At 74.9% G+C, this 25,834-nt stretch carries 20 protein-coding genes and 1 tRNA gene; 11 read left to right on the plus strand and 10 right to left on the minus strand.

The genetic code is table 11. The features are described 5' to 3' along the window. The first annotated feature begins 5 nt into the window (after window positions 1-5). Window positions 6-842: a class I SAM-dependent methyltransferase gene (locus IE106_RS10800; protein WP_189532441.1), complete on the plus strand. Its 837-nt coding sequence runs from the start codon at window positions 6-8 to the stop codon at window positions 840-842. A gap of 37 nt (window positions 843-879) precedes the next feature. On the opposite strand, the gene IE106_RS10805 is transcribed toward IE106_RS10800, so the two are convergent. The 3 genes from IE106_RS10805 to IE106_RS10815 all read right to left on the minus strand — a co-directional run bounded on the left by IE106_RS10805 (window position 880) and on the right by IE106_RS10815 (window position 5,269). After that, window positions 880-2,451, minus strand: a complete 1,572-nt coding sequence (locus tag IE106_RS10805; RefSeq protein ID WP_189532443.1) for a serine/threonine-protein kinase — start codon at window positions 2,449-2,451, stop codon at window positions 880-882. After that, a complete protein-coding gene (locus IE106_RS10810) occupies window positions 2,448-3,092 on the minus strand; it encodes a hypothetical protein (RefSeq protein WP_189532445.1) in 645 nt (214 codons plus the stop codon). The genes IE106_RS10805 and IE106_RS10810 overlap by 4 nt, the downstream gene beginning before the upstream one ends. Window positions 3,093-3,199: 107 nt before the next feature. Then, window positions 3,200-5,269, minus strand: coding sequence for an N-6 DNA methylase (locus tag IE106_RS10815; RefSeq protein ID WP_189533148.1), 2,070 nt, complete (start codon window positions 5,267-5,269; stop codon window positions 3,200-3,202). Between the two features lie 222 nt (window positions 5,270-5,491). Here IE106_RS10815 and IE106_RS10820 point away from each other — a divergent pair, with 222 nt between their 5' ends. Next, window positions 5,492-6,322 carry a DUF4352 domain-containing protein gene (locus IE106_RS10820; protein ID WP_189532447.1) on the plus strand — a complete coding sequence of 277 codons (831 nt, stop codon included), beginning with the start codon at window positions 5,492-5,494 and terminating at the stop codon, window positions 6,320-6,322. Between the two features lie 79 nt (window positions 6,323-6,401). Here the strand turns inward: IE106_RS10820 and IE106_RS10825 are convergent, their stop codons facing one another. The 4 genes from IE106_RS10825 to IE106_RS10840 all read right to left on the minus strand — a co-directional run bounded on the left by IE106_RS10825 (window position 6,402) and on the right by IE106_RS10840 (window position 12,425). After that, window positions 6,402-7,151 carry an N-acetyltransferase gene (locus IE106_RS10825; RefSeq protein ID WP_189532449.1) on the minus strand — a complete coding sequence of 250 codons (750 nt, stop codon included), beginning with the start codon at window positions 7,149-7,151 and terminating at the stop codon, window positions 6,402-6,404. A 97-nt stretch (window positions 7,152-7,248) separates the two neighbouring features. Beyond that, window positions 7,249-8,037 (minus strand): HNH endonuclease family protein, encoded by a 789-nt coding sequence (locus tag IE106_RS10830; protein ID WP_373295934.1) that lies wholly within the window; start codon window positions 8,035-8,037, stop codon window positions 7,249-7,251. Window positions 8,038-8,165: 128 nt separating this feature from the next. After that, complete coding sequence (mfd, locus tag IE106_RS10835; RefSeq protein ID WP_189532451.1) at window positions 8,166-11,696, minus strand: transcription-repair coupling factor; 3,531 nt, start codon at window positions 11,694-11,696, stop codon at window positions 8,166-8,168. Between the two features lie 210 nt (window positions 11,697-11,906). Continuing rightward, window positions 11,907-12,425, minus strand: a complete 519-nt coding sequence (locus IE106_RS10840; RefSeq protein ID WP_229840265.1) for a phospholipase — start codon at window positions 12,423-12,425, stop codon at window positions 11,907-11,909. Window positions 12,426-12,808: 383 nt separating this feature from the next. On the opposite strand from IE106_RS10840, the gene IE106_RS10845 reads away from it, so the two are divergent. Together IE106_RS10845 and IE106_RS10850 are read left to right on the plus strand one after the other, a co-directional pair. Continuing rightward, window positions 12,809-14,467 (plus strand): MFS transporter, encoded by a 1,659-nt coding sequence (locus IE106_RS10845; RefSeq protein WP_373295935.1) that lies wholly within the window; start codon window positions 12,809-12,811, stop codon window positions 14,465-14,467. 129 nt (window positions 14,468-14,596) lie between these two features. Further along, window positions 14,597-14,878: a hypothetical protein gene (locus tag IE106_RS10850; protein ID WP_373295936.1), complete on the plus strand. Its 282-nt coding sequence runs from the start codon at window positions 14,597-14,599 to the stop codon at window positions 14,876-14,878. 172 nt (window positions 14,879-15,050) lie between these two features. On the opposite strand, the gene IE106_RS10855 is transcribed toward IE106_RS10850, so the two are convergent. Beyond that, window positions 15,051-17,789, minus strand: a complete 2,739-nt coding sequence (locus IE106_RS10855) for an SUKH-4 family immunity protein (RefSeq protein ID WP_189532453.1) — start codon at window positions 17,787-17,789, stop codon at window positions 15,051-15,053. Between the two features lie 7 nt (window positions 17,790-17,796). Beyond that, a complete protein-coding gene (locus tag IE106_RS10860; RefSeq protein ID WP_189532455.1) occupies window positions 17,797-18,780 on the minus strand; it encodes an SMI1/KNR4 family protein in 984 nt (327 codons plus the stop codon). A gap of 231 nt (window positions 18,781-19,011) precedes the next feature. Between IE106_RS10860 and IE106_RS10865 the strand changes: the two genes are divergently transcribed. Then, window positions 19,012-19,551 carry a YwqJ-related putative deaminase gene (locus tag IE106_RS10865; RefSeq protein WP_189532457.1) on the plus strand — a complete coding sequence of 180 codons (540 nt, stop codon included), beginning with the start codon at window positions 19,012-19,014 and terminating at the stop codon, window positions 19,549-19,551. 11 nt (window positions 19,552-19,562) lie between these two features. Further along, window positions 19,563-20,051: an SUKH-3 domain-containing protein gene (locus IE106_RS10870; RefSeq protein WP_189532458.1), complete on the plus strand. Its 489-nt coding sequence runs from the start codon at window positions 19,563-19,565 to the stop codon at window positions 20,049-20,051. Between the two features lie 47 nt (window positions 20,052-20,098). Here IE106_RS10870 and IE106_RS10875 read toward each other — a convergent pair whose 3' ends face one another. Further along, window positions 20,099-21,439: a sensor histidine kinase gene (locus tag IE106_RS10875; RefSeq protein ID WP_189532459.1), complete on the minus strand. Its 1,341-nt coding sequence runs from the start codon at window positions 21,437-21,439 to the stop codon at window positions 20,099-20,101. A gap of 125 nt (window positions 21,440-21,564) precedes the next feature. Between IE106_RS10875 and IE106_RS10880 the strand changes: the two genes are divergently transcribed. From IE106_RS10880 to pth, 5 genes are all read left to right on the plus strand, one after another. Further along, window positions 21,565-21,637, plus strand: a tRNA-Gln gene (locus tag IE106_RS10880). A gap of 118 nt (window positions 21,638-21,755) precedes the next feature. Beyond that, complete coding sequence (gene glmU, locus IE106_RS10885) at window positions 21,756-23,201, plus strand: bifunctional UDP-N-acetylglucosamine diphosphorylase/glucosamine-1-phosphate N-acetyltransferase GlmU (RefSeq protein WP_189532460.1); 1,446 nt, start codon at window positions 21,756-21,758, stop codon at window positions 23,199-23,201. A 110-nt stretch (window positions 23,202-23,311) separates the two neighbouring features. Further along, a complete protein-coding gene (locus tag IE106_RS10890; protein ID WP_189532461.1) occupies window positions 23,312-24,289 on the plus strand; it encodes a ribose-phosphate diphosphokinase in 978 nt (325 codons plus the stop codon). Window positions 24,290-24,547: 258 nt separating this feature from the next. After that, window positions 24,548-25,132, plus strand: a complete 585-nt coding sequence (locus IE106_RS10895) for a 50S ribosomal protein L25/general stress protein Ctc (protein ID WP_189532462.1) — start codon at window positions 24,548-24,550, stop codon at window positions 25,130-25,132. 76 nt (window positions 25,133-25,208) lie between these two features. After that, on the plus strand, window positions 25,209-25,805 hold the full coding sequence (pth, locus tag IE106_RS10900; RefSeq protein ID WP_189532463.1) for an aminoacyl-tRNA hydrolase: 597 nt from the start codon (window positions 25,209-25,211) through the stop codon (window positions 25,803-25,805). Window positions 25,806-25,834 lie beyond the last annotated feature (29 nt).

The raw sequence follows: 25,834 nt of genomic DNA on the forward strand, positions 1-25,834 counted from the left end.
CCCGCATGCCCTCTCTCCTGAGAAACCCGCTGACGAAGCGGCTGCTGCGGCCCGCCCTCTCCCTGATCGAGCAGCGCATGGAGCACGTCACGCACGCGTTCCAGAAGGACCTGGACGCCCTGCACCACGAGGTGGCCGACCTGCGCCGGCAGAGCTACGGGCTCGGGCTGCTGCTCGACCACGCCGGGCGCGGCGCGCACCGGATGCCGACGCCCACGCAGGTGGACCGGCTCGTCGACGAGGTCCGCGCGGTGACCGGCGCGGCGGACGAGCGGGCGCGGGGGGACGTCACCGTGGCGTACCGGCACCTGGTGGCGCTGGAGGCGCTGGGGGTCGGCGGGATCGGCGGGACGGTGTCCGACGTGTGCGGCCGGCTGGCGGCGGTGCCCCTCCTCGCGACGGGCTCCGGCGCGGAGCCTCGTGCGGACGTCGGCGCGGGCCCCGGTGTGGTGGAGGTGCTGGAGGTCGGCACCGGGCACGGGCTGTTCGCGGCGGCGCTGCGCAGGATGCTGCGGCGGCACGGGGTGGAGGCGCGGCTGACGCTCGTCGACCCGCTGGACGGCGCGCCCGCCCTGGAGGAGGTCGTGCGGGGCAACCTCGCGCTGGGCGGCGGGAGTCCGGACGCGTCGCGGCTGGTGCGCGGCCGGCTGGACGAGTCGCGGGTCCGCGAGCTGGTCGCGGACCGGCGCTACGGGGTGGTCCTCCTGGACGGCCCGCACGACGGCGTCCCCGCCCTGGCCGCGCCGGGCGCGGTGGTGGTGTCCCCGGCCGGGGTGCCGGGTCCGGGCCTGCGCCCCCTGGGCGCGGTGGCGGACTCCGCGTACTACGGCACGGCCGCCTGACCGGACGGCCGCCCGACCGCCCGGCCGGCGCGCCGGGTCAGCGGCCGCGTATCTGCTGCTGGTGGGTGAGCGCCCGGCGCAGTTCGCCCGCCAGCGGGTGGTACGGGCCGTAGGTGCGCTCCGTGTCGTACAGCAGGTTCTGGAGCTGCTGGTACGCCCCGGAGTGGTCGCCCATGGTCAGCAGCAGGTGCCCGATCCGGTGCCGGATGCCGAACGCCCGGCTCGGGTCGGCGCCGGGCTGCTGCCGGGCGCTCTCGTGGTACGGCAGGATCGCCCGGTACTCGGCGAGCGCCTCCGCCGCCTCGCCCAGCTGCTCCAGGCAGAGCGCCACGTCGTGCCGGTACTGGAGGGTCTGCGGGTCGGCCGGTCCCGCCTCGGCGGCCCGGTCGGCGGCGAGGCGGCGCAGCTCGGGCAGGGCGCGCCGGTACTGGCCGTCGTCCATGAGGGTCGTCGCGTACTGCTTGCGCAGGACGCGGACGACGTGCGAGTGCTCGCCGTGCTCGGCGGCGGCGGCCGGGAGGATCGCGCCGAGCAGGTCGACGGCCTGGGTGATGCGGCCCTCGCCGAGGAGCCGCTTCACCTCGTCGACGGCGGCGGCCACGCCGGGCCGCCCGGCGGCGGACGCGCCGGTGTCCGCCGCCACGGACGGCGGGACGGTCGGGGGCGGCGGGACGCGGACGGCCGCGGCGGGCGCGGACGCCCGCTCGGGCCAGGGGGCGAGGGGGCGCGTGAACGGCCGGGTGGGGTCCATGGGACCGGTCGGCCCGCCGCCGCGCGCCGGGAGCAGCGGGGCGAGCGCCTCGTAGACCTCCTGCGCGCCGGAGGGCCGGTGCTGGGGGTCCTTGGCGAGGAGCCGCAGCACCAGGGCCTCCAGCGCCTCGGGGATGTCGGGGCGGAGCCGCCTGATGGGCTGCGGGGGCTCGTACAGGTGGCGGTGGAGGACGCCGAGGGCGGTGGAGCCGGCGAACGGCACGTTCCCGCTCAGCAGTTCGTGCAGGACGACGCCGAGGGCGTACAGGTCGGTGTACGGGCCGACGGCGCCGCCCATGGCCTGCTCGGGCGCCATGTAGGCGGGGCTGCCGATGGGCGAGCCGGTGTGGGTGAGGCGCGTGGTGTCGGTGTCGAGGACGGACGCGACGCCCAGGTCGAGGACGGTGATCGTGCCGTCGGGCTTGACCATCACGTTGCGCGGCTTCAGGTCGCGGTGGACGATCGGCACCGCGTGGACGGCGGCCAGCACCGCGCACATCTGGGCGGCGACGGCGACGGCCCACTGCCACGGGTACGGCTCGTGCTCGGCGAGGTGGTCGGAGAGGTCGGCGCCCTCGACGTACTGCATGACGAGGTACAGGTCGTCGCCGTCGCTGCCCGCGTCGTGCACGGTGACCAGGCCGGGGTGGGCGACCTGGGCGGTGACCCGGCACTCGCGGACGAAGCGGCGGCGCATGTCCTCCGCGACGGTGGCGGCGGCCATGTGGTCGGGGCGCAGCAGCTTGACGGCGACGCGGCGGTCGAGCCGCCGGTCGTACGCCGTCCAGACCTGGCCCATGCCGCCCTGGCCGATGACCGTGGCCAGCTCGTACCGGTCGGTGATGACCCGCCCGTTCACCGGCCGCCGTCCTCCCTGCGGAGGAGGTCGCTGAGCTCGTCCAGCTCGGCGCGGACCTGGTCGATGCGGGGGGCCGCGGGCGCGCCGGCCTGCGGCGGGACCGACGGCCGGGGCTGCGGCTGGGGCTGGGGCTGCGGCGGGGCCGGGACCTGGACCTGGACCTGCGGCGGGACCTGGACCTGCGGCTGCGGCTGCCCGTACTGCGGCATCGCCGCGGGGGGTATCCCCGGGTGCGTCCGGGGCTGCGGGGCCGGGTACCCGTAGCCGGAGCCGAGGGGGAAGGTCGTCGCGTACGGCGAGCCGGCCGGGCGGGCGGCGCGCGTGTCGTGGTGGCGGATGTCGGCGTACAGGAAGTACCCGGTGAACAGGGCGGCGTTCAGCAGGATGCCCCCCACCGAGAGGTTGGCCTGCATGCTGTCCGTGTCCTCCGGGATGAAGATCATGCAGAGGAGCGTGACGATCACGGAGACGCCGAACAGCCCCCAGTCGCGGGGCCGTCGCGTCACCACCGCGAGCCGCAGGGTCGCCGCCCCCGTGAGGAAGCCCAGGCTCAGCAGCGGCAGCACGGCGAACAGGACGCGGAGCACGACGACGTGGGTCGGCGTACGACGCTGCGGTGGCACGGGGCCGGGGCCGTACATGGCTCCTCCAGGAGGCCGGGTGGGGGGAAGACGTCCGATACGGGGATGAGCGTATACAGCGACACGGACAACGGCCCCACGGTTGCACGGATCGGCGGTGCCGTTGCTCACGCCTCCAGCGTGCCGTCCGTCAGCCCGTCGTACATGCCGCGCACCAGCCGCTCCCCGAGCCGGCCCACCTGGCGCAGGGCCTGCTCGAAGTCGTCGAGCGCCCGGAACCGTTCGCCGTACCGGCGCTGCTCGGCGAGCGGCAGCCGGGGCAGCTGGAGGCGGCGCACGTCGAGGCGGGTCGCGGTGGAGGCGTAGCTGCTGGCCTGCCGCTGGTTGGCGGTGCCGCGCAGGAACCCGGCGAGGAACCAGGGGTCGAGGGCGGCCGGGTCGGGGCGCAGGAGGTGGAGGCCCCGTCCGAGGGCGGCGCCCGCGGTGGCCTCGTCGACGACGCGCGCGACGGGGCCGCCGCCGAGGACGGGGACGACGACGTCGCCGGTGCGCAGCAGGACGGGTTCCTCGCCGCCCGCGGGGCCTTCGGGCAGGGCGCCGCCGGGTCCCCGGCCGGCGAGGACGTCCTGTTCGGTCAGGACGCGGGGGCGGGAGGCGGCCGGGCCGTGGCCGGGGGCGGTGCCGGCGCCCCCGGCGTGGAGGCGGAGGGCGCCGGTGCGGGCGAGTTCGCCGACGGTGACGCCGGGCGGTCGGGCGGGCCCGGCGGGGGCGGGCGCCGGGACGGCGCGGGTGATGCGGCCGGGCGGCGGGGTCAGTTCGGCGGTGCGGCGCAGCTGGGCGGCGAGCCGGTCGGCCACGGTCGCCAGCTCGGCCGCGCCGCCGCTCGCCGCGGGGGGCGGCAGGTGGCGGGCGGGCGCGAGGTCCACGTCGTCGTCGAGCAGGTCGATGACGGGCAGGGAGCGGCTGGTGCCGGGCCGCTCGGGGGCGGTGCCGTGCCGGTCGAACGGCGTCCAGGCGTCGAGTACGGCGGTGTGGACGGCCTGCCAGTCGAGCCGGTCGCGGCCGGCCGCGCCGTGCGCGGAGGTGTCGACGAGCAGCAGCTCGGGTGACGGGGCGGCGGCGCCCGGCCTGCGCAGCACCCACAGGTGCAGCGGGATGCCGTAGGGGGGCGCGGCGCCGGCCGGGAGGGCGACGACCGCGCGGAGGGCACCGCGCCGCAGCAGGTCGGCGCGGATGCGGCGGCCGGAGCGGCGGGAGGCGGCGGCGGGCGGCATGAGCAGCACGGCGGTGCCGCCGGGGCGGAGGCGGGCCAGGGCGTGCTGCACCCAGGCGAGCTCGGACTCCGTGCGGGCGGGGAAGCCGTACTCCCAGCGGGGGTCGTAGGCGAGCTCCTCGTGGCCCCAGTTGCGCTCGTTGAACGGCGGGTGGCACAGGACCGCGTCGGCGGCCAGGTGCGGGTGGGCGTCGGCGCGCAGCGCGTCGCCCGCGCGGGCGTGGACCTCGGCGCCGGTGTGCAGGGCGAGGTGGAGCGCGCCGAGGGCGGCCAGGTCGGGGTCGGCCTCCTGGGCGTACAGGGCGGCGGGCGCCTCGACGGCGCGGAGCAGGGCGCCCGTGCCGCAGGCGGGGTCCAGGACCGTGGGGCGGCCGGCGCGGCCGGGCGGGACGGCGAGGGCGGCCATGAGGGCGGCCGGGCCGGGCGGGGTGAGGGTGAACTGGCGCGGGTTGGCGTCGAGGTGACGGGCCAGCAGGAAAGCGAAGGCGGCCGGGGCGCCGCCGCTCCCGGCGGCGAGTTCGACGGCCGCGCGCAGCAGCGGCACGGACGGGGCGAGGGCCTCGGCGGTGGGGGTGGCGACGGGCCGGCGGGAGCCCAGGCGGGCGGTGAGGACGCCGTCGAGGACGGGGGGCAGCAGCCCGGCGAGGTGGTCGTCGGGCACCCGGGTCCCGGCGGGCCAGAGGGCGGGCCGTTCGTGTACGAGGAGGAGGGCGCAGCCCGCGTGGACGAGGGCGGTGGCGGCGCCCTCGGGGTGGCCGGAGACCTGCTGCCAGACCCGTTCCCGCAGGGGCACCTCGGCGAGCTTGCCCTGGGCGCGCAGCCAACGTTCGACGTCGGCCAGCGCGAAGGACGGGCTGGTCTCGCTGCCCCCGACCGGCTTGGGGAAGTCGGCGTGGCGGCGGCGCCAGTTGCTGACGGCGGCCCGGCCGACCCCGGCGAGCCGGGCGATCTCCGCGGCGGTCACCTCTGCTGCGTTCGCGTTCTCCGGCACGTGGCCGCTCCCTCCGTCCGCGATGTGCCCCACATCCTAGGGCGGACACCTCTTCCACTGTTTCACAGCGTGAGCCGAGAGCGAGAGAAGAAAGCGTGTTGACTCGGTTCACAAGGTCTGGTGTGATTGACGCATCGCTTCACGGGGCTGCCTCAAGCTCCGCTCACACTCCATGTCTTCGTCCGGAGGGCACCCATGTCCCACCCCACGCAGCAGCCCCAGTACGGCGCGCCGCACCCCGCTCCGCCCGCCCCGGCCGCTCCGGCGCGCAACGGGCTGGGCACGGCGGCGCTGGTGCTCGGCATCGTCGGCACGGTCTCCGGGTTCATCCCGCTGTTCTTCTGGCTCGCGGGCATCCTCGGCCTGCTGGCCCTGGTCCTGGGCCTGGTCGGCCGGGGCCGCGCCAAGCGCGGCGAGGCCACCAACAAGGGCGTCACCACCACCGGCGCGATCCTCGGCCTGGTGGCGCTGGTCCTCTCCGTGGTCGGCGCGGTCCTCACGTACAAGGCCGTGGACGAGGCCGTCACCCAGATCGACAAGGAATTGAGCAACACCGCCCCGAAGGACACCACCGGCGGCGACAAGGGCACGGGTGACGCCGGCGGCACCGACGGCGGCGCGGAGGGCGGCACGGTGCCCGAGGTGCTGGCCGCCGACGAGACGATCATCTACGACGACGACCTGAAGATCACCGTCTCGGCGGCGAAGTCCTTCGAGCCGAGCGACGTGGCGGCCGGCCACAGCGTGGGCAACAAGGCGTACAAGTTCACCGTCGTCGTCGAGAACGGCGGCAAGGAGAAGTTCGACGCCGACATGGTCGTCCTGGAGGCCCGCGCCGGCAAGGACGGCGTGACGGCCGAGCAGGTCTACGACGACGGCCTGGACGGCGTCACCGGCACGGTCACGCCCGGCAAGAAGGCCACCGGCACCTACGCCTTCGACGTGCCCGCCGACGCGAAGACCCTGACCGTCGAGGTCACCCCCGGCTTCGAGCACGAGGCGCAGCAGTGGGAGCTGAAGTTCTGAGCGGACGCCCCGCACGGGGAAGCGGCGGGCGGGCGCACCGCGCGCCGCGCACCGCCGCCCACCGGGTGCGCCACCGGGGTCACACCCGGTGGCGCACCCACACGTTCGGTTCGACGTACACGGCGTACCCGTGCGACGCCTCGCAGCGGACCGGCGTCAGCGCGAACGGCACCTCCACCGGACCGTCCGTGTCGAAGGGCAGGCCGGTCCACTCCCGCCACCGCTCCACGGACTCGCTGATCGTCATGGACGCCGTGGCCACCGAGTCGACCACGCCGCCCGCGCGGACGTGGACCCGCAGCCACGGGTCCTGCGGCAGTCCGTCCTCCGGCCGGGTGCGCAGCGCGTACTCGGCCATCGGCGTGTGCGGCTCCAGGTGCTTGCCGTTGGGCCGCACCGGCGCCACGACCTCCGCGAAGCCGCGCTCCTTCGCCCGGTCGCGCATCGCGGTCAGCATGCGCCCCGACATCCCCCGGCCCAGCAGGTCCCGCGCGACCGATATCTCGATGGCGCTCACCGTGTCGGGCGTCCGGCCGTCCCGCCGGTCCTCCATCGCCCACATCAGCACCTGGTCCCAGCCGCGCGTCGGCAGCACCCCGCCGCGCCCCTCGGCGTGCAGCGCGAACGGCACGCTGAAGGACCGGGCCACGACCCGCCCGTCGCCGTCCAGCGCCACCGACACGTACTCGGGCGCCTCGGCGAGCATCCACGCGTAGCCCAGGTCCGACACCGGGTCCTGGCGCATGAACTCCGGCCACAGGTTGGGCATTCCCCACAGGGCGCCCACCAGGTCGGGCCGCTCGGCGATGCTGACGATCTCCACATCCATGCCCCGGAGGCTAGGCCCCGGACGCCCGGCCCGCCACGGGTTTACCGGCGGGCCGGCCGGGCGGGGGCGGGCCCGGGGCCGCGCGCGTCCGCCCGGCTCAGCCGCCGCACTGCCGGAGCATCACCCGGCGGTCGGCCTCGGTCACCGGCATCTCGTACTTGAGGGCGACCTGGGCGAAGCGGACCGCGTACGCGCACCGGATCCGGCCGTCCGGCGGGAGCCAGGACGCCGGCCCCGAGTCGCCCTTGGCCGAGTTGGTCCGGCCGTCGACCGGGATCAGGTTGAGCACGTCGTTCGCGAGCTGCTCGCGCTTGCCCTCCGGCCAGCGCGAGGAGCCCATCTGCCAGCTGTAGGACAGCGGCACGACGTGGTCCACCTGCACCTCGGCCGCCTTCGCCTTCTTCCAGGCGATGTCCTTGCCGGTGTAGGGGTCGTACAGGTCCATCGACACGACCACGCAGTCGGAACCGGACCGGAACCGGACGTTCCGGCCATGGAGCTTCAGCAGGTCGTTGCGGGTGTCGCAGCCGTTCCTCGCCAGCGGCACCCCGTCGGCCGTGTCCATCCAGGCGTAGCCGAACTCGTCGCGGTCGTACCCCGTCTTCGGCCCGCGGCCCTTCGTGGCCAGCCCCTTGATGAGGTCGCGGGCCTCGGCCTCGTCCGCGTCCGTCGTCACGGGCGCGAGCCCCGGCTTCGTCCCGTCCGGGTTGTCGAGCGGACTGACCACCCGGCCGTCCGGCGCGGCCGTCCCCCGCTCCGTCGGGGAGACGTCCCCGCCGAGCCCCCCGCACCCCGCGCAGAGCAGCGCGGTCACCGCCGCCGCCGCGGCACGGGCGACGTACGCGCTCCGGGCGCCCTCGCGCCCCGCGTCCCTCTCAGCAAGCACAGCCCACCACTCCCTGCCCGATCCGCGTGAACGTCCCCGCCGCCCGGCGGGCCGCGGGACGGCGCGGGGGCCGGGGCGGCGCCGGCCGGACTCCCCGCACGCCTACCCGGTCCCGCGCCCGGTACCGCCTACGACCCCAGGACCGTCGTCAGGAACTCGCCGGTCCACGCCAGCAGTTCCCGGCCCACCACCGGCTTGCCGCCGATCGTGCCCGTCGTCGGGCGGGGCACCAGGATCTGCTGGGCCGTCGCCTTGACGACCGTCCGCGGGTACAGCCGCTTCAGGCGCAGCTCCTGCGACTCGCGCAGCTCGACGGGCGCGAAGCGGATGTTGCCGCCCTGCAGCACGATCTCGCCGACCCCGCAGGCCCGCGCGAGCATCCGCAGGCCCGCCACGAGGAGCAGGTTCTCGACCGGCTCGGGCAGCTTGCCGTACCGGTCGGTCAGCTCCTCGCGCACGGCCCTGATGTCCTCCTCCGAGTTGGCGGAGGCGATCGCCCGGTACGCCTGGAGGCGCAGCCGCTCGCCCGGCGCGTAGTCGTGCGGGACGTGCGCGTCGACCGGCAGCTCGATCTTGACCTCCAGCGGCGGCTCCTCCTCCACGCCGCCCTCCAGGGACGCCCGGTAGTCCGCGACGGCCTCGCCCACCATGCGGACGTACAGGTCGAAGCCGACGCCCGCGATGTGACCGGACTGCTCCCCGCCCAGCAGGTTGCCCGCGCCGCGGATCTCCAGGTCCTTCATGGCGACGTACATGCCGGCGCCCATCTCGGTGTGCTGGGCGATCGTCGCGAGGCGCTCGTGGGCGGTCTCGGTGAGCGGCTTCTCCGGCGGGTACAGGAAGTACGCGTACCCGCGCTCGCGGCCCCGGCCGACGCGGCCGCGCAGCTGGTGCAGCTGCGACAGGCCGAAGTTGTCGCCGCGCTCCACGATCAGCGTGTTGGCGTTGGAGATGTCGATGCCGGACTCGACGATCGTCGTCGACACGAGCACGTCGGACTTCTTCTCCCAGAAGTCCACGACGACCTGCTCCAGCGCCTGCTCCGACATCTGGCCGTGCGCCGTCGCGATCCGCGCCTCGGGCACGATCTCGCGGAGGCGGGCGGCGGCCCGGTCGATGGACTCGACTCGGTTGTGGATGTAGAACACCTGGCCCTCGCGGAGCAGTTCGCGGCGGATCGCGGCGCCGATCTGCTTCTCCTCGTACGGGCCGACGAACGTGAGGACCGGGTGCCGCTCCTCGGGCGGCGTGGTGATCGTCGACATCTCGCGGATGCCGGTGACGGCCATCTCCAGGGTGCGCGGGATGGGCGTCGCGGACATCGTCAGCACGTCGACGTTGGCGCGGAGCTTCTTCAGCTGCTCCTTGTGCTCGACGCCGAAGCGCTGCTCCTCGTCGACGATGACCAGGCCCAGGTCCTTGAACTTCGTCTCGGACGAGAACAGCCGGTGCGTGCCGATGACCACGTCGACGGAGCCTTCCCGCAGCCCCTCCAGCGTCGCCTTGGCCTCCGTGTCCGACTGGAACCGCGACAGGGCCCGCACCGTGACGGGGAACTGCGCGTACCGCTCCGAGAACGTGCCGAAGTGCTGCTGCACCAGGAGCGTCGTCGGGACCAGGACGGCTACCTGCTTGCCGTCCTGGACCGCCTTGAACGCCGCGCGGACCGCGATCTCCGTCTTGCCGTAGCCGACGTCGCCGCAGATCAGCCGGTCCATCGGGATCGACTTCTCCATGTCCTCCTTCACCTCGGCGATCGTCGACAGCTGGTCGGGCGTCTCCGTGTACGGGAAGGCGTCCTCCAGCTCCCGCTGCCACGGGGTGTCGGGGCCGAAGGCGTGGCCGGGCGCCGCCATCCGCGCCGAGTACAGCTTGATCAGGTCGGCGGCGATCTCCTTGACGGCCTTCTTCGCGCGGGCCTTCGTCTTGGTCCAGTCGGCGCCGCCGAGCCGGTGCAGGGTCGGGGCCTCGCCGCCGACGTACTTGGTGACCTGCTCCAGCTGGTCGGTCGGGATGTACAGCCGGTCGCCGGGCTGGCCGCGCTTGGCGGGCGCGTACTCGACGAGCAGGTACTCGCGGGTGGCGCCCTGCACCGTGCGCTGCACCATCTCGATGTACCGGCCGACGCCGTGCTGCTCGTGGACGATGTAGTCGCCCGCCTCCAGGGTGAGCGGGTCGATCGTCTTGCGGCGGCGCGTCGGCATGCGGCGGCCGTCCTTGCCGGCGGCCTTCTGTCCCGTCAGGTCGGTCTCCGTCAGCACGGCCAGCCGCAGGCCCGCGTCGACGAAGCCGTGCTCGACGGACCCGCACGCCACGTGCACCACGGACGGGGTGATCTCCGTCAGGTCCCCGTCGAGGCGGGCCGCGATGCCCTCGCCGCCGAGCACCTCGACGGTGCGGGCCGCCGGGCCGTGCGCCTCCGTCACGAAGACGGTGCGCCAGCCGTCCGCGAGCCAGCCCTTCGTGTCGGCCAGCGCGCGCGCCGTGTCGCCCCGGTACGCCTCCGGGGCGTGCATGCCGAGCTGGAGCGTGTCGTGCTCCGGTTCGGCGTCGGGCGCGAACGGCGACACCGACCACCAGGGCATGCCCAGTTCGCGCGCCCGGTCCCGTACGTCCGCGATGGACCACAGGGACGCGGCGCCCACGTCGATCGGCGCCTCTCCCCCGCCCGCCGTGGCCGCCCACGACGCCTGGAGGAACTCCTGGGACGTGGCGACCAGGTCGGCGGCCCGGGTCCGTACCCGCTCCGGGTCGCAGACCACGGCCATGGAGCCCTGCGGCAGCACGTCCAGCAGCAGTTCCATGTCGTCGACGAGGACCGGGGCGAGGGACTCCATGCCCTCCACGGCGATCCCCTCGGCGATCTTCCCGAGCAGCTCGCCCAGCTCCGGGTGGGCCTCGGCGAGCGCGGCGGCCCGCTGCCTGACCTGCCCGGTCAGCAGCAGCTCCCGGCAGGGCGGCGCCCACAGCCCGTGCTCGGCGACCTCCAGGGACCGCTGGTCGGCGACCTTGAAGTAGCGGATCTCCTCGACGTCGTCGCCCCAGAACTCGACGCGCAGGGGGTGCTCCTCGGTCGGCGGGAACACGTCGAGGATGCCGCCGCGCACGGCGAACTCGCCGCGCTTCTCCACCAGCTCCACCCGCTGGTACGCGGCCGCCGCCAGGCCCTCGACGATCCGCTCCAGGTCGGCGTCCTCCCCGGTCCTCAGGCTGACCGGCTCCAGGTCGCCCAGGCCCTTGACCTGCGGCTGGAGCACGGAGCGGATCGGCGCGACGACCACCTGCACGGGGCCGGCCGCGGGGTCGTCCGGCGACGGGTGCGCGAGGCGGCGCAGCACGGCGAGGCGCCGCCCGACGGTGTCGCTGCGCGGGGACAGCCGCTCGTGCGGCAGGGTCTCCCAGGCCGGGTACTCCACGACGCGGTCGGGGTCGAGCAGGCTGCGCAGCGCGGCGGCCAGGTCCTCGGCCTCCCGGCCGGTCGCGGTCACCGCCAGCACGGTCCGGCCGGTGTCCCTGGCCAGCGCCGCCACCGCGAAGGGCCGCGCCGCCGGGGGGCCGACCAGGTCGACGTGGGGGCGGTGGCCGTCGGCTGCGGCCTTGACGGCTTCGGCGAGGGCGGGGTCCTTGACGACGGCATCGAGGAGACCGTGCAGGCTCATGGAGCTTTCCGTCCCGGGTTCGAAGGAGGCTGGGCAACGCGAAACACCCGACGCGAAGAACGGGCCGGGGTCCTCTCAGCCTACGCCCGCGGACCGGCGCCCGCGCTGGGAGAGCCGCGCCGCCACGGGCACGTGTGAGCCCCGTGGTGCTCGCGGGGAGCACCACGGGGCGGTTTCGCACCCCGGGCCGCACCCCGGGGCCGCCGGGGGTCAGCCCACGGCGCGCACCGCGGCGTAGTACTTGTCCGCGGTCTTGAGGCAGGCGGCCTTCGCCTTCTTCCGGCCGGCCGGGGTCAGCGGGTCGGCCCAGAAACGCGCTCCGCAGACCTGCTTCATGTCCTGCAGGAATACGTCGTCGATGCGCTTCTTGTGCTGGCTGCGGAATTTCGAGACGCCGACCAGGCTCTTGTAGTTCCGGTACCCGAAGTCATGCCGGTGGCACGGAAACGTGAAATCGTACCCGCCCGGAATCTTTTCCGGGGCCTTGGAGCACCCGTCGGTCGACCAGTTGAACTTGTAGGGGTTCTTCCCCTTCCGGTACTGGCCGAGGCCGGCGTACCAGGCATCGAGGGACTTCTGCCCCTTGACGGTCAACTGACCCAGCTTCTTGATGCGTTCGGTCTTGCTCGCCATGGGGGCCTTGCCCGCCGCCACGGCGGAGGTCCCGGTCGCGACCCCCTCGCCCGCGGGCGCCGCGACGGCCGGGGCCACCGAGGTGAGGCCGATCACGCCCGCGAGAACAGCGCCGCCGAGAGCGCTTCGCACTTTATTCACTTGAACTCTTCCCCGTGCACAATCGTGTGGTGGGCCGCATTCCCCTGCGGCCCGGAAGAACACTACGACAGCGGGGCGGGCCCGTAAAGGGAGATCGAGCGGCATCTCCTTTTCCGGGGAAAGCTCAGGAAAAGCTCAAAGGAATTCCGCATTCCGCGACCGGGCGGGGCGCGGGCGCGGGAGGAGCTCCCCGACGAGGTCCCCACCCCCGTGGAGGACCCCGCCGAGGAGCTCCCGCCTCCCTGGGTACCAGCCGGAGCCGGGTCCTTCCCACCTGTTTTCCGGGCCCGCCCGGTGAGAGGGTGTCGGGTGGGACTGCCGCAAGGGGAGGGGCGCACGTGGCGGAGGGCACGGACGGGACGGGCACGGGCCGGACGGGCACGGACGGGACGGGGACGGGCGGGGTGGGCGCGGACGGCTTGAGCGCGGACGGCGCGGGCACGGACGGCGCGGGCACCGGGGAGGACGCCCCGCGGACGCCGGCCGCCGACCGGACGGCGGCGCCCCCCGCGGAAAAGCCCCTGCGCCGGGGCCCGGTCGTGGCGGCGATGATGCTGTCGGTGGCGCTGGCCGCGCTGGACGGCACCGTCATCGCGACGGCGGTCCCGCAAATCGTGGGCGACCTGGGCGGCTTCTCGCTGTTCTCGTGGCTGTTCTCCGGCTACCTCCTCACCGTCACGGTCACCCTCCCCGTGTACGGGCGGCTCTCCGACACGTACGGCCGGAAACCGGTGCTCATCACGGGCATCGCGCTGTTCCTGGTCGGTTCGCTGCTGTGCGCGGCGGCCTGGGACATGGCGTCGCTGATCGCGTTCCGGGTGCTCCAGGGCCTGGGCGGCGGGGCGCTGCAGGGCACCGTGCAGACGATCGCCGGGGACCTCTACCCGCTGAAGGAACGGCCGCGGATCCAGGCCCGGCTGTCGGGGGTGTGGGCGGCGTCCGCGGTGGCGGGGCCGGCGGTGGGCGGGCTGCTCACGACGTACGCGGACTGGCGCTGGATCTTCCTGGTGAACCTCCCGGTGGGCGGCCTCGCCCTGTGGCTGGTGGCCCGCTACCTGGTGGAGCCGCGCCGCACCGGGCCGCGGGCGCGGGCGCGGGTGGACTGGCCGGGCGCCCTGCTGGTGTTCGCGGCCGGCGCGGTGGTGCTGACGGCACTGGTGCAGGGCGGCGTGGCGTGGCCGTGGCTGTCGGCGCCGTCGCTGGGGCTGCTGGGGGCGGGCGCGCTCCTGATCGCCCTGACGGTGCTGGTGGAGCGGCGGGCGGCGGAGCCGATCGTGCCGGGCTGGGTGTGGCGGCGGCGCACGATCGCCGCGGTGAACCTGGCGCTGGGCGCGCTGGGGCTGCTGATGGTGGCGCCGTCGGTGTTTCTCCCGACGTACGCGCAGGCGGTGCTGGGCCTCGGGCCGGTGGCGGCCGGGTTCGTGCTGTCGGTGATGATCCTGAGCTGGCCGGTGAGCGCGTCGCTGTCGCACCACGTGTACCGGCGGGTGGGGTTCCGGCAGTCGGCGGTGATCGGCATGTCGCTGGCGATGCTGGCGCTGCTGGTGTTCCCGTTCCTGCCGTACCCGGGCGAGCCGTGGCAGCCGGCGCTGCTGATGCTGCTGCTGGGCGCGGCCCTGGGCCTGTTCCAGCTGCCGCTGATCGTGGGCGTCCAGTCGACGGTCGGCTGGTCGGAGCGGGGCACGGCGACGGGATCGGTGCTGTTCTGCCGGCAGATCGGCCAGAGCGTGGGCGCGGCGTTGTTCGGCGCCGTCGCCAACGCGGTGCTCACCTCCCGCCTCGGCCCGTCGGGCGGCGACCTGGACACGGCGGCCCGCGCCCTGGACGACCCGGGCGCCCTGTCCCCGGCCGCGTCGGAGACCCTGCGCCGCGCCGTGGACACGGCGGTGGAGTACGTGTACCTGGGCGCGGCCGCCGCGGCGGGCCTGGCCGTCCTGGCCCTCCTGCTCGTGGCGCCGCGCCGCTTCCCGGTCCTCACGGAGCCGGACGGGGACTGACCCCCGCGCCGCGCGGCGCGGGCCCCTCGCCGCGCGGCGCGGGCAACGGGACCAGGGTGCACGCCCGGGCCCTCCACGACGCGTCGGTGTACGACCCGGCCAGGGTGCCGTCCGTAGACTCCGGGATCCGTGCGACGAGTTCGGCCCCCTGAGCCGAGACCACCGTGTGGCGGAGCTGCGGGCTCCGTCTACGAGCAGGTCCGCCGGTTCGTCGAGATCAGCGGCGGCAACACCGCACGGCTGTCCCGCGAGCAGAAGGGCCGCTTCGTCGCGATCTGCTGGACGGCCCAGATGTTCCGGCACTTCGAGGACCCGAAGCCCGGCTACGTGGCGGACTGGCAGGACCTGCCGGTCTGGCAGCAGGAGACCGACGCCGACGTCTTCGAGGCGATCGAGAAGGCACTGGACTGATCTTCGGCGGTCCCGGCGTCCAGGGCGGAGGAACAGCGATCGCGGCCGGAGCCGGGGCTCGTGGTGGAGGCTCTCGGGCGTACGAACAAGCCCGTCGTACCCGCCCAGCCGCCCGCCTCCGTGAAGTGAGGAGGGCCCCGGCGCGCGGGGTGCGCGCCGGGGCCCTTCGGGGTTACAGCAGGCCGTCCCACATCTGTTCCAGGAGGACCGACCACCAGCTCTCCGGGGAGGCCAGTGCCGCCGGGTCCAGCATCGCGAGCTGGGCCTGGAAGTCGACCGTCCAGCGGCCCGCCTGCTCCGGCGTCAGGCCGAAGCGCAGGCGCCACATGCGGCCCAGCAGGGCGAGGCAGCGGGTGAACTCCGGCAGGCCCGTGTTCACGAACTGCGGGGCCACCGGCCGGCCGCCCGGGCCGGCCTCGACCGGTACCGCGACGATGTGCGCCGTGCCGTACTGGACGCAGATCGCCCGGCCGAAGTCGGACCCGAGCACCAGGTAGGAGCCCGCGTCGGCGGCCGGCTGGATCTGGCGCTGCGCGGCCAGTTCGGCCAGCGTCGGGACGACCGGCTGCGCGGGCTGCGCCCAGAAGAACGGCCCGAAGTCCGCCGGCAGGCCCGCCCACACGAGGGTGCGCGCCACCAGCTCCGGTACGCCCTGCCGGGACACGGCCCGCTGGTCGAACCGGCAGATGCCGTGCGGCCCGAACGCGCCCGCCAGTTCCTGCGCGATGCCCTCCGGCGGGATCGGCGGGGCCGGCTGCACCGGCGGCAGCGGGGCGCGCACCGGCGCGGGGCGCGCGGGGCCGTCCGCCACCTGGTGCAGTTCGCCCTGGTGGGCGATGAGCTGCTGCATGCCCTGCTGGCGGCTCGCGTGGTCGTGCCCGTACGGGGCGATCGACGTGATCCGCGCCTGCGGCCAGGTCTCCCGGATCATCCGGGCGCAGTAGCCGCCGGGCAGCTCGCACGACGCGAGCTCCGTGTGCAGCTCCAGCACCTGCTGCGGCGGCACGTTCATGGCGTGCAGCTCGTGCAGGATCTGCCACTCCGGGTGCGGTGTGCCCGGCGCGGAACGGCGGATGACCTGGGCCTCCGAGCCGTCCGGCGCCCGGTAGCGCAGCACGACCTGGTAGCCGGGGCCGACCGTGGGCAGGCCGGACTGCTGCGGGTACCCGTACGCGGGCACGCCGGGGGGCGGCATCGCGCCGGGCGGCGGCGTGGCTCCGGGCGCGCCGGGTGCTCCCGGCGGGCCGGGCGGAGCCGGGGGGCCGCCCGGGCCGGGGTGGGCCAGCATCGTCGCGGCGTGGTGCACCCCGCCGGGAGGCGTCCCGCCGGGCGCTCCGGGCGGCGGGGGCGGCGCGGGCACGCCGGGGGCACCCGGCACACCGGGCGGGCCGGGCGGAGCCGGGGGGCCGCCGGGGCCCGGGTGCGCGAGCATCGTCTGCGCCATGTCCACGCTGCCGCCGGGCGGCGTCGAACCGGGCGGCGCGGGAGGCCCGGGGGGTCCGGGCGGGCCCGGGGGCGGCGGCGTACCGGGGGCACCGGGGCCCGGGTGGGCCAGCATCGTCTGCGCCATGTCCACGCTGCCGCCGGGCGGCGGGGTGGGCGCGCCGGGCGGCTTGGGCCCGTCCGGGCCGAGCTGCGCGACCAGCTGCGTCGGCAGGTACCCGCCGGCGGGCGCGCCGGGCGCGCCGGGGCCCGACGCCGGTGCGGGCGGCGGGGTCGGCGTGCCGGCGGGCGGGCGGGCGCCCGGCGTACCCGGCGCTCCGGGCGGCGGCGGGGTCGTCGGACCGCCCCCGCGCGTGCCGCCCCCGGGCGCGGGCGGCGACACCGCCGCCTTGCTGGTCGCCGCGTCCGCGATGTCGGCGGCGCCCAGGTCGAGGAGGGGCGCGACGGCCGTACGGGGAAGCCGGCTGCCGCCCTGCATCAGCGCGGTGGGCGCGTCGGCCGGTACGGCGGGGGGCGGCGTGTCGTCGTCGTCCGAGCCGGACAGCGGCGGCGCGAACACGGTCGCCGGGAGGGGGACGGAGACGTCGGCGACGGCGGCCGAGGCGCTGGTGTCGTTCCAGGCGGACGGCGGCGGGGTGGCCGAGGAGGAGGTGGGCGGGGTGGCGGGCACCCCGTCGCGGGCGGTCGGCTCGTGGTCCGGGCCTGCGTCCCGCGGGCCGGGGACGGTGCCGCCGGGCGGGGTGGCGCCCGACGCGTCCGCGCCGGACGGGGACGTACCGCCCGGAGGAGTGCTGCCCGGAGGGGTGCTGCCCGGAGGGTTGTCGCGCAGGTCTGTGCCGGACGGGTCGCCGTCGCGCGGGCCGGTGCCCGCGTCCTGCGGCCGGTGGGCGGACCGCCCGTCGGCCGACGGGCCGGCGGGCGGCGCGAACGGCGGCGGGGTCGCGCCCGGCGCGGGCGGCGCGAACGGCGGCGGGGTCGCGCCCGGCGCGGGCGTGCCGCCCGCCGGGGCCGGCCCCGCCCCCGAGGCGGCTCCCGGACCGGCAGCCGGATCGGCGCCGGGCGCGCCCGACGGCCCCTCGGCCCTCCGGTCCGGGATCCCCATGCGGTCCGCCGCGTCCTGGAGCCACTCCGGCGGGGTCAGCAGGAAGGACGTCTGGTTCAGGTCGACGCGCTCCGGCTGCCGGGGCGGCGGGGTCCCGGCCGCCGCCCCCGCGCCGTACTCCTCCTCGTACCGGCGGATCACCTCGCCCACCGGCAGCTCCGGCCACAGCGTGGCCTCGCCGCCGTCGCGGGCGATGACCAGCCGCTGCCTGCCGCCGTCCGAGGAGGGGCCGTCCGGGCGGTCCTCCGCCCAGGCCACGAAGCCCAGCTCGAACTCCCGCACCCGCACCTCGCGGTGCTGGTACGGCGGCACGTCGCCGTTGACCCACTCCTCGGCGCGCTCCTGCGCCTGCGCGAACGTCACCATCGGACCGTCACCCTTCACCCGTGACCGGGACGGCGCGTGCGAAGCCGCCGTCCACCATCAGGTTCGCCACCGTCTCCAGCTCCGGCGGATTGCCCGCCAGTCGCCGCAGGAACTCGTCGAAGTCCGCGCCGCACGGCAGCAGGAGCCGCTCCATGCGCTCCTGGATCGCCGACCCGTCGCCGTCCCGCGCGTCGTCGTACGGGCAGAACCACACCGAGCCCGCCCCGGCGCCCCGCACCCGCACCGCCAGCAGGCCGCCCTGGACGAAGGCGACGCCCAGGTAGTCCTTGGTCAGGTGGTCGCGCAGGCACTTGTTGACGTACACCAGGTCGTTGGCGCCGGCCTCGTCGCGGACCGTGAAGAACGGCTGGTCGACGAGGAGCCCCAGCTCCGCGTCGAGGGCGAGGCCGACCGGGGCGCAGCCGCCCGCGGCCTTGAGGAAGGAGCGGTACGCGCCGGGCAGCCGGTAGCCGAGGTCCTCCTCGACGCCCTGCAGCTGCGTCTCCGTCACGGACACGGCGCTCCTGGGCAGCCCGAAGTGGGCGGGGCGGGTCTCCTGGAGGGGGCGGGTGCCGCGCTTGTCCTGGTCGACCGCCGCGGTGGCGAGTCCGCCGTGGTGCCGCAGCAGCGCCTTCACCTCCACGGGCACCAGCTCCATCCGGCGCGTGCGGGGGACGTGGTGCCAGGTCCAGCCGTGCGGGGTGGCGACCGCCGGGAGCCCGTCCCACAAGGGGTGGCCGTCGGCCTTGAGCGCGGCGTTCGCGGAGACGTAGTCGGTCAGCCGCAGCTCGTCCACGCCGAAGCCCTCCGGCGGTTCCGCGATCTCCGCGGCGGCGCGGGCGTACGGCGAGAAGTCCGGGAAGCCGTCGGCGTCGACCCGTACCCCCCTCGGGTGGCGGGCGGCCCGGACGGGGTCCGGGAAGTGCACGAGCTGTCCCGCGTAGGCCGCGTTCGGCGGCGCGGCTTGGTGCCCGAGCCGACCTGTCGTCATGGCGGTTGCCCCCTGGCTGCTGCTGGCTGGTTCCGCACAGCCTATGCGGTGGGTCCAGAGGGCGACCCGGGCCTCCGCGACGGTGACCATGCGTCACGTTCGGGTGACCGATCAGCGATCACGCGACACGCCTGTGGTCCGTTTCAGCGACCTCGTTTCCCATCTCCTCACCCATTTGGCAGGCTGTCCACGCAACTGGGGGGATTGCACAGAGGGGAAACAGTACGCACCATGCACGCAGCGCAATCAGGAACGACGCCCGCCGCCCGTGACGCGGGGCCCGGTGGCGGGGACCCGCGCCTCTCGTGGAGCGCCACCGCCCCCGACCGCGCGCCCCTACTGCGCCACCGCCGCGACGGCATCCTGCCGACGGTGGGCGCGGCGCTGTCGGTACGCGGCGAGACCCTCACGTGCACCGCGGCGCGGGGCAACCAGCCGCCGGTGCTGCACCCCCTCGTCCAGGACTTCCTCGACAGGCTCACCAGCGGGCAGCGGGAGCGCTTCACCGGGCGCTGCCCCGAGGCGATCCTGCTGTCGCGGCACCTGACCGCCGCGGAGGGCGCCCGGTCCAAACGGTCCCGGCGCAAGCCGCTGACGGCCGGCGAGGCCAAGCGCTCCCTGAGGAACGCCAAGATCACGGCCCGGCGGATCCGCGAGGACGGCGACCCGCTGCACGGCAGCTACGCCGCGCCGTGCCGCTCGTGCGCCGCCCTCCTCGCGTACTTCGGTGTACGTTCCGTCGATCCGACCTCGTCCCACCAGAACGGCTGACCGCACCTGCCATGCCCGACCTCAACACCACCCGTTTCTCCGTCGCCGTGGACGCCGCCCTGCGGGAGGCCGGCTGGCAGCCGGGCCGCTGGGACATCAAGCAGGCCGAACAGTGGGCCGACGCGCTGCGGGCCCACGTGTCCCCGGCCGGTCACCGGCACAGCGTCTTCCCGGCGGCGGTGGAGGTGTGGGCCGAGTTCGGGGGGCTGCGGATCACGCCCCCCGGACAGGGGCGCCAGGTCGCGCCGAGCCCCCTGCTGCTGGACCCGCTGGCGGGGCTGCACCTGGCGCGGAGCCTGTGGGACCTGGGGCGGGCGCTGGAGACCGAGCTGGCGCCGCTGGGGATCGAGGGGGACGACCGCGGTGTGCTGGCCGTCGACGTGGAGGGCCGGGTGTACGGACTGGATCACGCGGGTGACTGGTACCTGGGCCCGGACATCGACCACGCCCTGACCGCCCTCGTCACCGGCATCCACCCCACCCGCCTCACCAACCCCTGAGCGCCCGGCCGCGGGCCCGCTGACGGGGGGCGGCGCGCCGCCGGCCGTCAGCGGCCCGCCGGGAGGACGGCGGAGACCCGGAAGCCGCCCTCGTCCGTGGGGCCCGAGACGAACACGCCGCCCAGCGCCGTCACCCGCTCCCGCATGCCGAGCAGGCCGTTGCCCCCGCTGGGGAGGCGGGCGTCCGTGGCGGCGGCCGCGTCGCAGGGGCCGTTCTCCACCTGCATGGCGACCTCCTCGTCCCGGTGCGCGAGGCGTACGACGACCGTGGCGCCCGCCGCGTGCTTGTGGACGTTCGTCAGGGCCTCCTGCACCACCCGGTAGGCGGTCTGCTCGACGTCCGGGGCGTACGCGCGGGCCTCGCCCTGGACGAGCAGTTCGACGGCCGTCCCCGCCGCGCGGGACTGCTCGACGAGTTCCTCGACGCCGCCGAGCCCCGGTCCGGGCCCGTCCTCCGGGACGGGGGCGGCGGGGGAGGCGGCGGGCGTCTCCGCCGGCGGCCGGCCCGCGGGCGGGGCGGCCGGCGACCCGGCGGGCGGCCGGACGGCCGCCGGCGGCACCGGCTCCGCGCGCAGGACGCCCAGCATCTCCCGCAGCTCCGTCAGCGCCTGCCGTCCCATCTCCCCCACGAGCGCCGCGTTCCTGACCGCCTTCTGCGGGTCCTTCGGCGCCACCGCCTGGAGGGCCGCCGCGTGCACGACCATGAGGCTCACCCGGTGGGCGACCACGTCGTGCATCTCGCGCGCGATGCGGGTCCGCTCCTCCGTGCGGGCGAGCTGGGCGCGCTGCTCCGCCTGGTCGGCCAGCAGCGACAGCTCCTGCTCCAGGGAGTCGGCGCGCTCGCGCAGGCTCTCCATGAGCCGCCGCCGCGCGCCTATGTACAGGCCGAGCAGCACGGGCGGCGCGGTCAGCCCGACCGACATGAAGACCGACACGAGCGGCACGTACCAGGAGCCGGGGTCGAAGTCGGCGGCGGCGACGTCCTGGCGCAGCCGCACGAAGGTGACGAGGAGGACCGCGGCCAGCGACATGCCGGCGAGCACCGTGGTGATCCGCCGCGGCACGTCCGAGGCCGCGAGGGTGTACAGGCCGACGACGGCCATCAGGTAGCCCATCTCGGCGGGCGTGACGGCGATGGAGACGAGGACGACGGCGATAGGCCAGCGCCGCCGCAGGACCAGCGTCGATCCGGCGGCCAGCCCGAACAGCGCCCCCACCGCCCCCGGCGCGTGGGACGCCTCGGCGAAGCCGATGCCCTCGCCCGCGCATTCCAGGGCCGACAGGACCCCGAGTCCGATGTCCAGCGCGGCTCCGCGCCGCCTCCCCCACCACCCGAATCCCCGGGCGGTCATGCCCGTGGCGTCCTGGTGTGCCCCCGTTGTGGTCATGCATCCCAGCCTACGGGCGGCCTTCGGAGGACCGCCGGGCACCGTCGCACGGAGGCCGGTCTGTACGGCATAGTGTTGCGTGCCGGTCCGGCGACCCGACCTCGTGTCCGATTCGACCGGTTCAGTCCCCCATGGTGTAATCAGGCAGCACTGCGGGTTTTGGTCCCGTATGTTCAGGTTCGAATCCTGATGGGGGAGCCCTCCGCGGCACCCGCGCACGGGTCCTGGCCTCCCCGGCCGGGACCCGCCCTCGTTTCGCCTCCGCAACCCCCCGGTATCCTGCGGGTGTCCACCACCCGAAGCCGAAGGGCCACTCGTGAGCGCCAACCCCCCGGCCGCAGTCATCGTCCTCGCCGCGGGTGAGGGCACCCGCATGAAGTCCAAGACCCCGAAGGTCCTGCACGAGATCTGCGGACGCTCCCTCGTCGGACACGTCGTCTCCGCCGCGCGCGAGCTGGGCCCCGAGCACCTCTGCGTCGTCGTCGGCCACGCCCGCGAGCAGGTCGCCGCGCACCTGGAGGAGCACTACGCCGGGACGCGCACCGCCGTCCAGTACGAGCAGAACGGCACCGGGCACGCGGTCCGCATGGCCCTGGAGGAGCTGGGGCAGGTCGACGGCACCGTGGTCGTGGTGTGCGGCGACACCCCGCTGCTGTCCGGGCTGACGCTGGGCGCGCTGGCCGCGACGCACGCCGCGGACGGCAACGCGGTCACCGTGCTGACCGCCGAGGTGCCGGACGCGACCGGCTACGGCCGCATCGTCCGCGACCCGGCCACCGGCGCCGTCACCGCGATCGTGGAGCACAAGGACGCCACCGAGGAGCAGCGGGCCGTCCGGGAGATCAACTCCGGCGTGTTCGCGTTCGACGGGCGGCTCCTCGCGGACGCCCTGGGCAAGGTCCGCACGGACAACAGCCAGGGCGAGGAGTACCTCACCGACGTGCTGGGCATCCTGCGCGAGGCCGGGCACCGCGTGGGCGCGTCCGTCGCGGGCGACCACCGCGAGATCCTCGGCATCAACAACCGCGTGCAGCTCTCCGAGGCCCGCGCGCTGCTCAACCGGCGCCTCCTGGAGCGTGCCATGGCGGACGGCGTGACGGTGGTCGACCCCGCCTCCGTGCAGGTCGACGTCACCGTGACGTTCGAGCGGGACGCGGTGGTCCACCCGGGCACGCAGCTGCTGGGCGCCACCCACGTGGCGGAGGACGCCGAGGTCGGCCCGAACACGCGCCTGAAGGACACGAAGGTCGGCCGGGGCGCCCGCGTGGACAACACGGTCGCGGACTCCGCCGAGATCGGCGAGGGCGCCTCCGTGGGCCCCTACGCGTACCTCCGCCCGGGGACGCGGCTCGGCGTCAAGAGCAAGATCGGCACCTACGTCGAGACGAAGAACGCGACGATCGGCGAGGGCACGAAGGTGCCGCACCTGTCGTACGTCGGCGATGCCACCATCGGCGAGTTCACGAACATCGGCGCCGCGAGCGTCTTCGTGAACTACGACGGCGAGAAGAAGCACCACACGACGATCGGGTCCCACTGCAAGACCGGATCGGACAACATGTTTGTGGCTCCTGTCACGGTCGGGGACGGCGCCTACACGGCCGCCGGCTCCGTGATCACCAAGGACGTACCGGCCGGCGCGCTGGCCGTGGCCCGTGGTCAGCAGCGGAATATCGAGGGTTGGGTCGCCCGGAAGCGGCCCGGCAGCGCCGCCGCCCAGGCCGCGGCGACGGCCGCGGAAGAGCCCGGCGGCGAAGGCTGACCGAAAACACGTACGCCGTACTGGGCGTACCGTGATACGTGCACACAAATTCGGCTGGTTCGCGGCGCACGGGACACGCGACCAGGGAACACGTCTGAGGAGACAGTGCTGTGACCGGGATCAAGACGACCGGCGAGAAGAAGCTGATGCTCTTCTCCGGCCGCGCCCACCCCGAGCTGGCCGAGGAGGTCGCACACCGGCTGGGTGTCGGCCTGGTGCCGACGAAGGTCTTCGACTTCGCCAACGGTGAGATCTACGTCCGCTACCAGGAGTCGGCGCGCGGCGCGGACTGCTTCCTGATCCAGAGCCACACGGCTCCGATCAACAAGTGGATCATGGAACAGCTGATCATGATCGACGCCCTGAAGCGGGCCTCCGCCGCGAGCATCACCGTGATCATCCCGTCCTACGGCTACGCCCGCCAGGACAAGAAGCACAAGGGCCGCGAGCCGATCTCGGCCCGTCTCGTCGCGGACCTGCTGAAGTGCGCGGGCGCGGACCGCATCCTCACGGTCGACCTGCACACCGACCAGATCCAGGGCTTCTTCGACGGCCCGGTCGACCACCTGACCGCGCTGCCGGTCCTCGCCGACTACGTGGGCGCCAAGGTCGACCGCTCGAAGCTGACCGTCGTCTCCCCGGACGCCGGCCGCGTGCGCGTCGCCGACCGCTGGTGCGACCGGCTGGAGGCCCCGCTGGCGATCGTCCATAAGCGCCGCGACAAGGACGTCGCCAACCAGGTGACCGTCCACGAGGTCGTCGGCGAGGTCGAGGGCCGCGTGTGCGTCCTGGTCGACGACATGATCGACACCGGTGGCACGATCTGCGCCGCCGCCGACGCGCTGTTCGCGCACGGCGCCGAGGACGTCATCGTCACCGCGACGCACGGCATCCTCTCCGGCCCGGCCGCGGACCGCCTGAAGAACTCCAAGGTCAGCGAGGTCGTCCTGACCAACACGCTGCCGACCCCGGGCGAGCTGGAGCTCGACAAGATCACGGTGCTGTCGATCGCGCCGACGATCGCCCGCGCGGTGCACGAGGTCTTCGAGGACGGTTCGGTCACCAGCCTCTTCGAGGAGCAGCAGTAACCATCCCTCACGCCGCGGAAGGCCGCCTCCCCCTCGGGGGAGGCGGCCTTCCGCGTACCCGGGGGCCCGGCGGCCCCCGGTGATCCAGTTGGGAGCCCGGCGGGCCGCCGAGTAGACTGTCCGCGTTGCTCGGCGAGGGATGCCGTGGTCCAGGTGGTCACGGCGGTCCGTTATCGACGCGCTCTTCGTAGCAGGCCAGTCCAGTCGTGGCCGAGTGACCGCGACCAGATTCGTTCCCCCGCTTACGAGGAGTGCCCCATGTCCGAGGTGAAGATCTCCGCCGAGACCCGCAGCGAGTTCGGCAAGGGTGCCGCCCGCCGCATCCGCCGCGAGAACAAGGTTCCCGGCGTCCTGTACGGCCACGGCACCGACCCGGTCCACCTGACCCTCCCGGGCCACGACCTGATGATGGCCCTCAAGACCTCCAACGCCCTGCTGGCGCTGCAGCTCGACGGCAAGACCGAGCTGGCCATCCCGAAGGCCGTCCAGCGCGACCCGCTGAAGGGCTTCATCGAGCACGTCGACCTGCTGCTCGTGAACCGCGGCGAGCAGGTCAGCGTCGAGATCCCGGTCCACACCGAGGGCGAGCTGGCCGCCGGCGGCAACCTCCTCGAGCACGTGCTGAACGCGCTGCCCGTCGAGGCCGAGGCCACCCACATCCCCGAGTCCCTGACCGTCTCCGTCGAGGGCCTGGAGGCCGGCGCCTCCGTCCTGGCGAAGGACATCCCGCTGCCCAAGGGCGTCACCCTGGCCGTCGACGCCGACGCCGTCGTCCTGCAGGTCCTGGCCGCGCAGGCCGAGGAGCCCGCCGCCGAGGGCACCGAGGCGTCCGCCGAGGCCTGAGCATCGGCTACGGCCTGATGTCGTCGTGGGGGGTGCGCCCAGCACCCCCCACACCCCTATCCGGAGGCACACGCAGATGACGACGGACGCCAGCGCCCCCTGGCTGATCGCGGGGCTGGGGAACCCGGGCCCCGGCTACGCGGGGAACCGACACAATGTCGGCTTCATGGTGGTCGACCTCCTCGCCGAGCGGATCGGCGGTTCCTTCAAGCGGCACGGCAAGGCGCAGGCGCAGGTCCTGGAGGGGCGGCTGGGGCTCCCCGGCCCGTCCGGCCGGCGGGTCGTGCTCGCCCGGCCGATGTCGTACATGAACCTGTCCGGCGGGCCCGTGGTCGCCCTGCGGGACTTCTACAAGGTGCCCACCCACCAGATCGTGGCCGTCCACGACGAGTTGGACATCGACTACGGCACGCTGCGCCTCAAGCTGGGCGGCGGCGACAACGGCCACAACGGCCTGAAGTCGATGACGAAGGCGATGGGCCCGGACTACCACCGGGTGCGCTTCGGGATCGGCCGCCCGCCCGGCCGGATGCCGGTCGCGGACTTCGTCCTCAAGGACTTCTCCGCGGTCGAGCGCAAGGAGCTCGACTACTTCGTGGACCGCGCGGCCGACGCCGTCGAGGCGCTGGTCACCGAGGGCCTGGAGCGGGCGCAGACCACGTACAACTCCTGACGGGCCGACCGCCGGAATTGACCGGGCGT

This window comes from Streptomyces roseolilacinus (genome assembly GCF_014649335.1).
Classification (GTDB): Bacteria; Actinomycetota; Actinomycetes; order Streptomycetales; family Streptomycetaceae; genus Streptomyces; species Streptomyces roseolilacinus.